Origin of the sequence: Providencia sp. PROV252 (genome assembly GCF_033676005.1) — a bacterium.
Classification (GTDB): domain Bacteria; phylum Pseudomonadota; class Gammaproteobacteria; order Enterobacterales; family Enterobacteriaceae; genus Providencia; species Providencia vermicola.
On the sequence record NZ_CP096294.1, the window covers coordinates 2,744,558 to 2,758,969 of the forward strand.

Genomic DNA, 14,412 nt, shown 5'->3' on the forward strand with positions numbered 1-14,412 from the left:
GATGTCGTTATGTTGTTCTTATTGATTACCCGATCCTAACCCATCGTGCAACTATTGATTAATCAATGTATAAATCAAAATGGGCATGATGCTCAACTAGCTGCTCACGCGTTAACATAAATACGCCATCACCACCGTATTCGAAATCTAACCAAATAAATGGAATTTCAGGATATTGTTCAATGAGATGCACCATACTATTACCCACTTCGCAGACTAAAATGCCTTCTTCAGTAAGGAAACGCGGCGCATTCGCCAAAATTCGACGAACCAGTTTCAAACCATCGCTTCCTGCGGCAAGAGCCAATTCGGGTTCAACACGGAATTCTTCAGGTAAGTCATCCATATCCTCTGCATCTACGTACGGAGGATTCGTGACGATGAGGTCATATTTCACCTCAGGCATATCACGGAATAAATCTGAACGAATAGGGACGACACGGTGCTCTAAACCATGATTAGCGATATTTTCCTCAGCAACCGCGAGAACATCACTCGAAATATCAACGGCGTCCACTTCTGCATCAGGAAATTCGTAAGCACACGCAATGGCAATACAGCCGCTGCCCGTACACAAATCTAAAATCGTTTGCGGTTCATCTGCTAATAACCCAACAAAGTGGTTATTAATAAGCTCACCAATTGGTGAACGAGGGATCAGCACGCGCTCATCCACATAAAATTCATGACCACAGAACCATGAACGATTTGTTAGGTACGCTACTGGGATTCGGTCATTGATTCGTCGCAAAACACGCTCAATAATACGGTGGCGCTCAGTTGGCGTTAAACGTGATGTGAGAAGTTCATCTGGCAGATCTAAAGGTAAATAAAGCGTTGGCAACACTAATTGCAGCGCCTCATCCCACGGATTATCAGTTCCGTGGCCATAATATACATTGGCGGCATTAAAGCGGCTCATTGTCCAACGTAAAATATCCTGAATGGTATGAAGTTCTGCGACGGCTTCATCAACGAAGATCTTTTCCAAGAAGGTTTTCTCCAACGTGATTTTTAAAAGGGAATATATGAATTAGTAAAGTTTGCCACGAAGTGAAAGACAAATCAGCAGATTAATGCAATAAAATAATTAACAAAGTAACCAAACCACTCCTTTAAATAGCGATTTGATGCAAAAATGCCCTTTAAGTTCTTAAAGGGCATGAATGAAGATACCAAAACAATCAGAGAAAAATGGCGAGATTAATTTTCACTTTGGAGGAGATCTTTAGTTTCTTTTGCTGGCTTTTTAACCCATAACGCATAGGCGATAGTTAATAACGCCAACCAAACAATACCGACATATAAGGCAATTCGTGTGCTTTCGAAATAACCAAGCACGCCAAAAATAAATACCATAAAAGCAATCGCGAGGATTGGTGCGACAGGCCACATTGGTACAGGGAATTTCAATTTGCTAATTTCTTCAGGAGACATTTTTTTGCGCATCGCAAATTGTGACAGTAAAATCATCAGCCACACCCAAATGGTGGCAAATGTCGCAATGGATGCAATCACGACAAACACATCATCAGGAATGACATAATTCAAGACGACGCCCACTAGCAGTACAATCACCATAACAAGTACGGTCATCCATGGCACACCATTTTTTGTTAGCTTAGTGAATGCTTTTGGGGCTTGCCCTTCATGCGCCATCCCATACATCATGCGCCCTGCACCAAAAATATCGCTATTGATCGCTGATATCGCAGCAGTGATCACCACCACATTCAAAATATTTGCTGCGGACTGGATCCCTAAACTATCAAAAATTTGGACGAATGGGCTACCTTGTTGACCAATTTGGTTCCACGGGTAAATACACATCAACACAAATAAGGTCAGGACATAAAAGAGTAAGATGCGAATTGGTACGGCATTTATAGCTCTTGGGATCGTCGTTTCAGGGTTTTTCGCTTCACTTGCTGTAATACCAATGACCTCAATCCCCCCGAATGCAAACATTACCACAGCAAATGACGCAATCACTCCCCCTATTCCATTTGGCATAAACCCATCATGAATAAATAAGTTCGACACACCCACCGCATGATCTGCTGCCTGACCAAAGCCAAACAACATGATTGCTGCACCGCCCACAATCATCGCGATAATCGCCACGACTTTGATGATGGAAAGCCAAAATTCCATTTCTCCAAACGTTTTTACGTGGCATAAGTTAATCGCCCCAATAAAAAATATAATGCTCAGAACCCAAATCCATTGTTCAACTTCTGGAAACCACAGTTTCATATACACGCCGAACGCTGTGACATCTGCGAGGCAGACAATTAGCATTTCAAATACATAGGTCCAGCCAGCAAAAAAACCCGCCCTAGCACCTAAATAGTGACTTGCATACTGGGAAAAAGACCCCGCAAGTGGGCGATGAACGGCCATTTCACCGAGTGCTCGCATGACCATAAATACTGCTGCTCCCCCGATAATATATGCCAGCAGGACCGCCGGACCTGCTGTTTCAATCGCTTTTGCTGAACCGTAAAATAGCCCTGTACCAATCGCAGAACCAAGAGCCATAAATCGGATGTGGCGCGCAGAAAGCCCTCGCGCAAGTTGTGATGTGCTTTGCATGATTTATCCTTCGTATTATTTTATTAGTCGTGCAGATAAATACTTCAGGCGGCCGATACATTGTCGGCCACCTTTTATTTGCTTGATGTGCTATTTAGGGAAGACTGTCCCTACCGTAAACAGTGTTGAGAGCTTGTGTTGATTAATAAGGTTAATTGCCGCTTCAATATCAGGGGCAAAATAGCGATCCTTATCATAGTAAGTCACTTGATCACGCAGTATTTTACGTGCCTTTTCAAGGGCCTCACTCGATTTTAATCCTTCTCTAAAATCCATTCCCTGACAAGCGGATAACCACTCTATCGCTAGAATACCCGTAACGTTTTTCGCCATTTCCCATAAACGACGCCCCGCCGCAGGCGCCATCGAAACATGGTCTTCCTGATTTGCCGAGGTTGGTAAGCTATCAACACTAGAAGGATGAGCTAACGCTTTATTCTCACTGGCTAACGCAGCAGCTGTAACCTGCGCAATCATAAAGCCTGAATTTACACCGCCATTATTAACAAGGAATGGTGGTAACTGGGACATATGCGTATCCATCAATAACGCAATGCGGCGTTCTGACAGCGCACCAATTTCAGCCAATGCAAGCGCAATATTATCCGAAGCCATTGCTACAGGCTCTGCATGGAAGTTCCCACCAGAAATAATGTCACCGTTATCTGTAAAGACCAGTGGATTATCTGACACTGCATTCGACTCAATGAGAATCACTTCTGCCGCTTGACGAATTTGCGTTAAACACGCCCCCATCACTTGCGGTTGACAGCGTAGTGAATATGGGTCTTGTACTTTTACGCAGTTTTCGTGTGATTTAGCTAATTCACTTGTTGGCGATAAAATTTCACGGAACAATGCTGCCACATCAATTTGCCCTTTTTGCCCTCGAACCTCTTGCACTCGAGAATCAAATGGCTTGCGAGAGCCTAATGTAGCTTCAACACTTAATGCACCACAGACAATACCCGAAAGTAGTAATTTTTCCGCCTCAAACAACCCCTTAAGTGCAAATGCCGTTGAGGTTTGTGTTCCATTTAATAGCGCTAAACCTTCTTTTGCTTCTAATTTCAATGGGGTCAGTCCAGCTTTTTCCAGCGCTTTCTTTGCTGAAATCCATTTTCCTTCAAAGCGTGCTTTACCTTCTCCTAATAAAATCAAGCTCATATGAGCTAAAGGAGCTAAATCCCCAGAAGCGCCAACGGAACCTTTAGCAGGAATGAATGGATAAACCTGTGCGTTGACCAATGCTATCAGTGCATTAATGACTTCCAGACGAATACCCGAAAACCCTCTCGCTAAGCTATTAATCTTTAAAACCATAATTAAACGAACAAGTTCATCATCAAGTGGGTCGCCAACCCCTGCAGCATGGGACATCACAATAGAACGTTGTAACGACTGCAAATCTTTCGTGGCAATACGGGTGTTTGCCAGTAAACCAAACCCAGTATTGATACCATATGCAGTTTTATCTTCCGCGATGATTTTATTGACGGTTGCAACGCTTTTCTCAATTGCAGCTTGTGCGCGTTTATCAAGAGAAATCGTCACCGTTTGTTGGAAAACAATACGTAACTCATCGAGTGTCATTTTTCCTGGATGGATCGTTAATTTAGTCATTAATGGCACTCCTTAGCGAGCTTTAATCATAGGTAAATTAAGGTTTTTTTCTTTCGCGCAATCAATTGCAATGTCATATCCTGCATCAGCATGACGCATAACACCTGTAGCAGGGTCATTGTGAAGCACTCTAGCAATCCGCTCAGCGGCTTCATCAGTGCCATCACACACAATGACCACACCTGAATGTTGTGAAAAGCCCATCCCCACACCGCCACCGTGGTGCAGTGATACCCACGTCGCACCACTTGCAGTGTTCAATAACGCATTGAGTAGTGGCCAATCTGATACCGCATCAGAGCCATCTTTCATGGCTTCAGTTTCACGATTAGGGCTAGCAACTGAGCCTGAATCTAAATGGTCACGACCAATCACGATTGGCGCTGAAACCTCGCCACTTCTGACCATCTCATTAAATGCTAAGCCGAGTTTTGCTCTATCCCCCAACCCAACCCAACAGATACGCGCAGGTAACCCTTGGAAGCTAATACGCTCACGAGCCATATCTAACCAGCGGTGTAAGTGCTTGTCATCTGGCAGTAATTCTTTAACTTTGGCATCTGTTTTATAAATGTCTTCAGGATCTCCCGACAAAGCAACCCAGCGGAATGGGCCAATTCCACGACAAAATAACGGGCGAATATAAGCGGGAACAAAACCAGGGAAATCAAATGCATTTTCGACGCCCATTTCCAGTGCCATTTGGCGAATATTATTGCCATAATCAAACGTTGGAATACCTTGCTGTTTAAACGCTAACATTGCTTTAACATGTTCAGCCATAGATTTTTTCGCGGCAAGCGCGGTACCTTGCGGGTCTTTTACGCTTTGCTCGCGGTATTCATCCCATGTCATTCCAACGGGTAAATAACCATTTAATGGGTCATGGGCACTGGTTTGGTCGGTCACCATATCTGGTTTCACACCGCGTTTAACCAGTTCAGGCAGGACTTCCGCAGCATTTGCACACAGTGCAATGGAAATAGCTTTACCTTGGGCGGTATATTTTTTGATACGGGCAAGCGCGTCATCAAGATCAATAGCTTGCTCGTCAACATAGTGAGTTCTTAAGCGAAAATCGATGCGGCTTTGTTGGCATTCAATATTGAGTGAACAAGCTCCTGCTAATGTGGCAGCTAATGGCTGAGCTCCCCCCATACCACCTAGCCCTGCAGTTAATACCCAGCGCCCCGTTAAATCCCCCTTAAAATGCTGGCGGGCAGCTTCTACAAACGTTTCATATGTGCCTTGCACGATCCCTTGGCTACCGATGTAAATCCAACTTCCCGCAGTCATTTGCCCGTACATCGCTAACCCCTTAGCGTCGAGCTCATTGAAATGCTCCCAATTTGCCCAGTGTGGGACTAAGTTTGAATTAGCAATTAATACCCGTGGTGCATTCGAATGAGTTTTAAATACACCAACGGGTTTACCTGATTGCACAAGCAGTGTTTCATCGTTTTCAAGTTGTTTTAGTGATTCAATGATTTGGTCATAGCATTGCCAATTACGTGCAGCACGACCAATTCCGCCATACACCACCAGTTCATGAGGATTTTCAGCAACATCTGGATCAAGGTTATTCATTAACATACGCAATGGTGCTTCCGTCAGCCAACTTTTTGCCGTTAATGTATTCCCATGCGGTGCTCTAATTTCGATATTTCTGTATTTATTATTTAGTGCAGTCACTTATATACCCTCTTTTATCGAATCATTGGATACCATTTATGTTTATATAGATATAGTTGTATAGACATGTATGATCAATCCATTTTTTAACATAAAAATTAAAAAAATTTGATATAAAAAGGTTTTTTCGTTTGATAAAACATTGAGATAGGTATTCTGCTTTTTTTATAACCGCTGTTTTTTTCTTCTAAATTTGCCTGTGAGATCACATTTATTTCACAATGCGTTTACACTAAGTTAGTCGAAAACAAAAAGGGGAATGATATTTAGAGAATGGCAAAACGGAAAATCACCTTAAGCAAGATTCCGTTTATAAATAATGGCGTTAGGAAGAAAAGCTACCTTTAAGTTTATAACGATTTCCAGGAAACAATAATTTAGTGCTGGTAACAATAAATGCTTGTGACCACGTGCGACGAGTAATTAGCAAACAAGATGCCCCCGCATTGATTTGTAACAACTTCGCTGAGCGCTCATCTGCCTCAACCGCTTCAACAATATGCTCACCTTGAGTCAGAGGTGCTACTTGAGATAAGTAATCATGAGGCGTGACGGCTAAAAAATTCTGCTTAAGGTAGTCTGGTGCAGCCAACGCATTGACATAACGGTCTTCAATTTGAACTGGAACATCATTTTCCATATGTATAATAATCGAATGGAATACTGGGGTTTCTGGAGGAATATTCAGTTCACTTGCTAGTGATGTTGACGCCTGTATTTCTTCTAATTTAATAATCCGACAGCTGTATTTATGGTTTCTTGCAATAATTTCCGCTTCAATACTGTGAATTTCAAATAATGCAGACTGCCCTTTCGGTTCAGCAACAAATGTTCCGACCCCCTGTAAACGAACAAGTAACCCTTCCGCTGTTAATTCTCTTAAAGCACGGTTAGCCGTCATTCGGCTACATTGAAATTGAGAAACAAGTTCAGATTCAGAGGGGATGCGATCATTCGCACGCCACTTTGCAGTGTGTATTTTTTCAATAATGGATTGCTTAACTTGCAAATAGAGTGGAACTGGCGTTCCTTGTTTATTTTTTTGTTCGGCTGTCACTGTTCATTCCAAATTAGTCATTAAAATCTTGAATATGCGTATGCTGTTTTAATCGTCATTACGTTACGCAACGCGGCCTTAGTGCTATCGGATATCGTCATCATGACAGTCGCGAATAAAATCCATCATATTTAAAACGCGTTAATTGTGTAATTAAACAATGATGCTTAATAAAAAACAGAAAACAAAATACTGCCATATATAGTGACCACTTACACTATATACGGCAATAAGAACTTTATTAATTAATTATGGCGATTATCACGCCAATTTAAATGTCTTTTTTTATGCTAACGGTTATCAATATTATTGGTTATGGTGTGTAATTTGCCCTTGATAGACACGCATATGCATCGGATTACTGCCCTGCTCATAAATCATCTCTACAGGGTCTTTGGCATTCCAAACGATAAAATCTGCGGTAAACCCAACTTTTAACTGACCATGAGTGTGCTCTTTACCTAAAGCTTTTGCCGCATGGCGCGTCACTCCAGCCCATATTTCCTCTGGGGTTAATTTAAATAATACCGCCGCCATGTTCATGATCAAACGTAATGATGCAAATGGACTTGTTCCCGGATTAAAATCCGTTGATATTGCCATTGGTACTTGATGTTCACGTAATAAGTCAATCGGTGGTAACTTCGTTTCCCGTAAGAAATAAAATGCACCAGGTAACAACACAGCCACTGTCCCACTTTCTTTAAGCGCTTTAATTCCAGCCAAATCTAAGTATTCAATATGGTCAACCGATAAACCATGATAGCGTGCCACTAACTCACTACCACCAAGATTAGATAATTGCTCAACATGGCCTTTAACGGGGATCCCTAATTGTTGGGCAGCCGCAAACAATTTTTCACTTTGCTTAAGAGAAAAGCCTACACTTTCACAAAATACATCAACAGCATCAAATAGCCCTTTATTCCATAGTTCTGGCATGATTTTTTGACAAATAAGGTCAATATATTCATCTGGTTTTCCTTTAAATTCAGGTGGCACCGTGTGAGCGGATAGCAAAGTTGAAGAAATAGAAATAGGATATTCTGCAAGTAATCTTTTTGCGACTCGTAATTGCTTTTCTTCGTTTTGATAATCAAGGCCATAACCCGATTTCATTTCAATGCTCGTTACACCTTCACGAATTAATACATCTAACCTTGGCTGTGCTTTTTCAAATAACTCAGCTTCGCTCATTTGCCTGGTTGCACGAACTGTTGAATTAATTCCCCCACCCTGTGCACTGATGGTTTCATATGAAACACCATTCATACGCTGTTCCCACTCAGTAGCTCGGTCACCGCCAAAAACTAAATGGGTATGGCAATCAATTAATCCTGGAGTAATTAGTTTTCCTTTTACATCAATAATCTGACATTGGTTTTGTTCAATTTTCTCTGGCGGTAAAATTGCAATAATTTGATTATCACGAACGACAAGATCATGATTTTCGATAAGCCCATAAGGCTCAATTCGATCTGAATCCATTGTCGCAATACGACCATGACGCCAGATCACATCTTGTGGCAGCGTTTTAAATAGCATCAGTTTTCCTATTGTCGTAGCAGGTTGATTTATTAGTTTGAAAAATAATGGTATAGATATGTATATACAATTAGACTAGTTATACCCAGTTTGTCAATCTCTGCCGCTCAAAAGGTGACAATTTTGTTATGTCACGCTAAAAAATGCTTTTGTCTCCATCCCCCTTTAAAATAGGTTACACTAAAGACCAGCGAAAATGACTATATACACATTAGTAAAATGACGAAAAATAAATTTGGACTTAAAGATGATGAAATTCATCTATTTAAAGAAGCAATTCGTGGCGCAAAAAAAATTAATCAGGATCAAGTCCTACATGCACCTGTGCGAGTGAAAGTCACAAAACCTTCTGACAAAAAAATGAAACAGGAACAAGTTGATGCTTCTTTCTACTTTTCTGATGAATTTCAGCCACAGCTTGAAAATGAAGGCCCAACTCGTTATTTAAAACCTGATTCTAATCCTTATGAGTTAAAGAAATTACGTCGTGGGGACTATACGCCTGAATTATTTCTTGATTTACATGGATTGACTCAAATGGAAGCTAAGCAAGAAATTGGGGCGCTAATAGCTGCTTGCAAACGCGAAAATGTGTATTGTGCGTGCATTATGCATGGACATGGTAAACATATATTAAAGCAACAAACACCACTATGGCTTGCACAACATCCTGATATTATTGCATTTCATCAAGCACCTAAAGAATGGGGTGGCAATGCAGCGTTGCTACTTTTGATTGAAACCAACGAGAGCACTCGCCGTTAAGTGCTCTTATTACTGGATGGTTTATTTAGCGAATAGTAACTGTGACGGACTCAACATCCATTCAACATCACTTTTTTGAAAAGCCAAATCCAATTCAATACATGCAATCATTGATGTTGTAAACATCGGCGGTTCTTTCTGTGGGCAGAGTTGTGAAACTAAATAGCCAACTAAAGGTAAATGGGATACAACCAATATTGCCTTTGCACCTGTCACCGCTAAATCGCGTATATGATCGGCAACAAAAGCCGCGTTTCCACCTGGCGTTAATTGCGCTAAAACCTCATTTTGCAATGGAAGTTTAAGGTGTTCACCTACTATTTTTTCCGTTTGTAATGCTCTTAGGTAAGGGCTTACTAATACAGTGTCAATTTCAATACCTCGGTTTTTCAACCATTTAGCCATTAATATTGACTCATCTATTCCCTTTTGTGTTAATGGCCTCTCGGCATCGCTTGCCGCATGTAACGCTGCATCGCCGTGACGCATAATATAAACTTGCATAATCCACCATCTGAGTAGCCTACTGACTTAAAGTGGCTATTCTTTTTGTTAAGATAATTATTGTAAAAGTAACCATCAGTTGGGGTAAAAAGTGATTCTGCATTAAATAATCAACAATTAAAATGATTTAAGTGACTTTTTGTTGATTTTTTAGTGTTCTTTACCAAGACTTATTAAATCAATCGATTAAAAAAGCCTGAAGACTGAATAGCCAATATTCAGCTCAGGCTTTATTTTTCAGGGTATTCAATTGCATTTATAGCTTATCGCATAACCCTCTCTAACTAACAAAAATAGTGTTTAACCCACTTTCGCTATTCTTGGTCATCAACAGCATAAAACGTCTGGTTATTCTGAGCCATTCTGCATAATAAGTCACAGGGTTGGAATTTATCACCATGACGTGCAGCAAGTGTTTTTAACGTCTCTACCGTTTTCGTGATACCAAAATTATCCATATACCTGAACGGGCCGCCAAAAAACGGTGGGAAACCGATACCAAAAACGGCACCCACATCACCATCCCTTGCGCTACGAATAATTTTCTCATCAAGGCAACGGGCCGCTTCATTTAACATCATCATCACACAACGTTGAGCAATATCCGTTTTACTCAACTTGTTTTCTGGCGTGATATCAATAAGGGAATAAACTGTTTTATCCACCTGCCGTTTTTTAGTTTTTTTCCAAAATAGTAACTTACCCGAAGAATGCCCGTATTCATAAAAACCTTTACCGTTTTTCTTACCCTTACGGTCATCTTTAACAACTTTATCCAAGACATCTGGAGCTTTAAATCTTTCCCCAAACCGTTCAACTAAAATAGGTAAAATTTTAATGCCAACGTCGATACCAACTTCATCGAGTAGATTAAATGGCCCAACAGGAAAACCAAACCCAACCAATGCACTGTCAATATGGTCAATAGATTCTCCTTCAATAAGGCATTGCGCAGCCTCACATAAAAAAGGTGCCAGTATTCGGTTAACATAAAAGCCCGCATCATCGCCAACCACAATGGCTGTTTTACCTTGCCGTTTAGCAAACTCCACAACAGTAGAAATCGTTGTCTCATCTGTTTGTTTATGTGGAATAACTTCAACCAATGGCATTTTATCGACAGGACTAAAATAATGTAAACCAATAACCCGTTCTGGATGTTGCGCATTGGCGGCTATCTGATGAATAGGTAACGAAGATGTATTCGACGCAAAAATAACGTCCTTCCTCGTCATTTTTTCAACATCAGAAACCATTTTTCTTTTTAGCGCCAAATCTTCAAAAACAGCTTCAATAACCAGATCTGCGGTTTCTAACCCTTTGTAATTCAATGTCCCTGAAATTTTAGCCATTGTTGCATCGCGTTCACGTGCCAATAACCGACGTTTGCTGACGCGTTGGGTTAATAAATCCCAGCTATATTTCAAGGCCTGAGCAATGCCTTTTTCTGAAATATCTTTAATACGAACAGGTACCTTTCCTTGAGTTGCGCTCACATATGCGATCCCGCCGCCCATTAGCCCGCCACCTAGTACACCAACTTGCTTGATATTCAACGGCTTAGCTTGTGCACCTGTTTCATTTTTTAATGCTGTGACTGCAAAAAATAAATTACGTAAAGCCGCTGATTCAGGCGTCATAACTAACTCGCCAAATGCTTTAGCTTCTTCTGCATACCCAGCCTGTACTCCTTTGTTCATCCCTATTTTTACTGTATGAATAATTTTTTCAGGAGCGGGATAATGCCCTTTGGTTTTACCCAATACTTTTTGCCTTGCACTATTAAACACTTGATTACGCAGTAATTTACAACTCAATAAGCGCTGTTGCCAATGAATAGCAGGTCGTTTTACGCCACCTTTTTTCACCATTTTAACGGCGACATCTAATAAAATTGACTCTGGAACAACATCATCCACAAGCCCTAATTTAAGTGCTTGTTTGCCCTTTAGCTGACGTCCTGTCAGCATTAGATCAAGTGCATGTGGAATGCCAATCAAACGTGGTAAACGTTGAGTTCCACCAGACCCTGGCAACAAGCCTAACTGTACTTCTGGCAAACCTAAGCGGGTTTTATCATCATTTGAGCAAACCCTCGCATGACAAGCTAATGCTAACTCCAACCCTCCACCTAAGCATGCGCCATGGATAGCAGCAATAATCGGCAACGGGTAATTATCTATTTTGTCGAATAATAAATGCCCTTCCTTTGATAACTCACTGGCTTGCGCTTTCGATTCACAGTGCGCAATCATGCTGATATCCGCACCCGCAATAAAGTTATCTTTTTTACCTGAGGTAATAACTAGCCCTTTTAAACCCGAGGTGGATTGCGCTTTTTGTAAGATGGTTAGAAACTGCTGCGCAAATTCAGCTTTAAGCGTATTGACCTTTTCATTTGGCACATCAATGAAAATCACCCCTACGTTCTCGTCATAAATTTCTAATGAGAAAGCCTGCGGCAGCTTATCCATTACTAATTCTGTAGTAGAATTTTGTGTCATTATTCCACCTCTAAAATCATAGCTACACCTAACCCGCCTGCAGCACAAGCTGTTGTTAAACCAAAACCACCACCACGACGACGAAGTTCATTTAATGTTTGAGTCACCATTCTGGCGCCTGTCGCCGCAAATGGGTGCCCGTAAGCGATAGAACCACCGAGAACATTAAATTTGTCCATGTCTATCTCGCCAATGGCTTGTGTTAAACCTAATTTATCTTGTGCAAATTGGCGACTACCAAACATTTTGATGTTTGCCAATGTTTGAGCGGCGAAAGCCTCGTGCATATCAATTAAAGTGAGATCTTGTAAAGATAACCCTGCGCGCTTCAGGGCTATGGGCGTTGCATAGGATGGCCCCAATAGCATGTCTTCCCACACATCAATCGCGCTAAAAGCGTAACTACGAATATAACCCAGCGGGGTATAACCCAATGCTTTTGCCCTTGACTCTGTCATCATTAATACCGCTGCTGCACCATCGGTTAAAGGTGTACTATTTGCAGCTGTTACACTGCCATATTTACGGTCAAATGCGGGTTTTAATTTAGCATAAGAGGACAATACTGAATTTCCTCGTACATTATTGTCCTGCGAAAAAGCGTGCTTAAAAGGCGGCAAATACGCAGTCATGACCTCATCGTTTAGTAGGCCTCCATCCCACGCTTTTGCAGCAAGGACGTGTGAACGATGTGCTAGCTCATCTTGTTGTTCTCTCGTAATGTGGTAACTTTTAGCCATTTGCTCCGCGGTATCCCCCATGCGAAGCCCTGTTGAGTATTCAGCAACACCAGGTGCGACTGGCATTAAGTCTTTTAAGCGTAATTTCGCGATAAGCGATAATTTTTGTCCAACCGACTTTGCCTTACTCAAAGCAAGTAATGTTGCTGCTAATTTTTTCGAAACACCAATCGGTAAAACTGAAGAGGAATCTGCCCCTCCTGCAACACCAACAGTAATATCCCCAACCATCATACTTTGAGCCACATTCACAATGGCTTGAAAACTTGTCGCGCACGCCCTTGAAACGCTGTAAGCATCTGTTGAAACGCTCATCCCCGTTCCAAGCACAATTTCCCGTGCAATATTGGGTGCTTCAGGCATTTGAACCACTTGGCCAAATACAAGTTGCTCAATCAACTGGTTATCTAAATCACTACGAACTAATAATTCAGCGACTACTGCTTTGCCTAAATCTACAGCAGCAACACCTTGATATGCTGTTGATTGCTTTGCAAACGGTAAACGTAAACCACTGACAATAGCAATACGCTCTTTTGTTGAATATGTACTGTCACCATGGTGGGAATGTTGATTCATGGTCGCTCCTGCAAAAGCATAAATAAAAAATTATTGTTAATTTTTTCATGACTGGCCGAAAGAGGTCTGACCTGTAATGATTGTTAACATAATTTTCACAATTATCAATTGCATTGACTAAAAAATGGGAGCGCGCACGCAAGTTAGCATAAAAATAGTGCGAAAAAGAAAGGAATGGGTCTACCTAATATCAAAAACCCTTCTAACGCTTAGCCACCTAATAAAAGGGCGCTATCACAGTAGAAGGGTTCACCTAATAGATTCAAACGTTTGATTAACGAAGGCCTAGCTGAAAAATCAGGCTTTCTGCTTCACAGCTAAAACTAAATTCTGCGCTCAGTTCAACACCACCATTAACTTGTTTAAAAGTATGGTTAATCGCACAGGGTTCAGACTCAACAGACTTCGCTTTTTCTGTGAGCATCTTCAACATGGATTCCGCTTCACCTTGTGTGGCAAAAACATGCTGATACGACGCAGTACAGTCTTTGTTGTCCAGCACTGTGCCTACATCTACACAGCAGCAAGCTGCTGTTTCATCCGCACTACAACGGTTAATCGCATCAGTCATTTTATTCTCCAAATAAACAAACTGTTAAGTGGCTATCATAACGCTGAAAAAGTGGTAAAAACCAGTGTGAATCAAAACTTATTGCTAATAATTAAACATAAGTTTGATCTTACCCCGTATCTGATTATTTATTGCTCCCATTTCGTCACTTTATGTTGCTATTTTGTTAAATACATCGCATTTTTGAAAACGAAGTCGCAATAAACACAAAACAGACTTGCAACATATCGGGTGGTC

Annotated in this window: 11 protein-coding genes; 1 reads left to right on the top strand and 10 read right to left on the bottom strand. The window is 41.2% G+C overall.

What is annotated here, in order from left to right; all coding sequences use genetic code 11:
• Positions 1-58 precede the first annotated feature (58 nt).
• From prmB to hutI, 6 genes are all read right to left on the bottom strand, one after another.
• Positions 59-991 carry a 50S ribosomal protein L3 N(5)-glutamine methyltransferase gene (gene prmB, locus M1F05_RS12675; protein WP_206082399.1) on the bottom strand — a complete coding sequence of 311 codons (933 nt, stop codon included), beginning with the start codon at positions 989-991 and terminating at the stop codon, positions 59-61.
• 212 nt (positions 992-1,203) lie between these two features.
• Positions 1,204-2,595 carry an amino acid permease gene (locus M1F05_RS12680; RefSeq protein ID WP_206082400.1) on the bottom strand — a complete coding sequence of 464 codons (1,392 nt, stop codon included), beginning with the start codon at positions 2,593-2,595 and terminating at the stop codon, positions 1,204-1,206.
• Positions 2,596-2,685: 90 nt separating this feature from the next.
• Positions 2,686-4,218 (bottom strand): histidine ammonia-lyase, encoded by a 1,533-nt coding sequence (gene hutH / locus M1F05_RS12685; protein WP_206082401.1) that lies wholly within the window; start codon positions 4,216-4,218, stop codon positions 2,686-2,688.
• Between the two features lie 12 nt (positions 4,219-4,230).
• Positions 4,231-5,910 (bottom strand): urocanate hydratase, encoded by a 1,680-nt coding sequence (gene hutU, locus M1F05_RS12690; RefSeq protein WP_206082402.1) that lies wholly within the window; start codon positions 5,908-5,910, stop codon positions 4,231-4,233.
• Between the two features lie 325 nt (positions 5,911-6,235).
• Positions 6,236-6,967: a histidine utilization repressor gene (gene hutC / locus M1F05_RS12695; RefSeq protein WP_206082403.1), complete on the bottom strand. Its 732-nt coding sequence runs from the start codon at positions 6,965-6,967 to the stop codon at positions 6,236-6,238.
• 306 nt (positions 6,968-7,273) lie between these two features.
• Positions 7,274-8,512: an imidazolonepropionase gene (gene hutI / locus M1F05_RS12700; protein ID WP_206082404.1), complete on the bottom strand. Its 1,239-nt coding sequence runs from the start codon at positions 8,510-8,512 to the stop codon at positions 7,274-7,276.
• Positions 8,513-8,731: 219 nt separating this feature from the next.
• On the opposite strand from hutI, the gene smrB reads away from it, so the two are divergent.
• Positions 8,732-9,277 (top strand): endonuclease SmrB, encoded by a 546-nt coding sequence (gene smrB, locus M1F05_RS12705; RefSeq protein ID WP_206082405.1) that lies wholly within the window; start codon positions 8,732-8,734, stop codon positions 9,275-9,277.
• A 21-nt stretch (positions 9,278-9,298) separates the two neighbouring features.
• Here the strand turns inward: smrB and sixA are convergent, their stop codons facing one another.
• The 4 genes from sixA to M1F05_RS12725 form a co-directional block, all read right to left on the bottom strand.
• On the bottom strand, positions 9,299-9,781 hold the full coding sequence (sixA, locus tag M1F05_RS12710) for a phosphohistidine phosphatase SixA (RefSeq protein WP_318825853.1): 483 nt from the start codon (positions 9,779-9,781) through the stop codon (positions 9,299-9,301).
• Between the two features lie 314 nt (positions 9,782-10,095).
• Positions 10,096-12,285 (bottom strand): fatty acid oxidation complex subunit alpha FadJ, encoded by a 2,190-nt coding sequence (gene fadJ, locus M1F05_RS12715; protein WP_206082407.1) that lies wholly within the window; start codon positions 12,283-12,285, stop codon positions 10,096-10,098.
• A complete protein-coding gene (fadI, locus tag M1F05_RS12720; RefSeq protein ID WP_206082408.1) occupies positions 12,285-13,604 on the bottom strand; it encodes an acetyl-CoA C-acyltransferase FadI in 1,320 nt (439 codons plus the stop codon). Before fadI ends, fadJ begins: the two co-directional genes overlap by 1 nt.
• Before the next feature lie 274 nt (positions 13,605-13,878).
• Positions 13,879-14,175, bottom strand: a complete 297-nt coding sequence (locus M1F05_RS12725; protein ID WP_206082409.1) for a YfcZ/YiiS family protein — start codon at positions 14,173-14,175, stop codon at positions 13,879-13,881.
• Between the last annotated feature and the right edge of the window lie 237 nt (positions 14,176-14,412).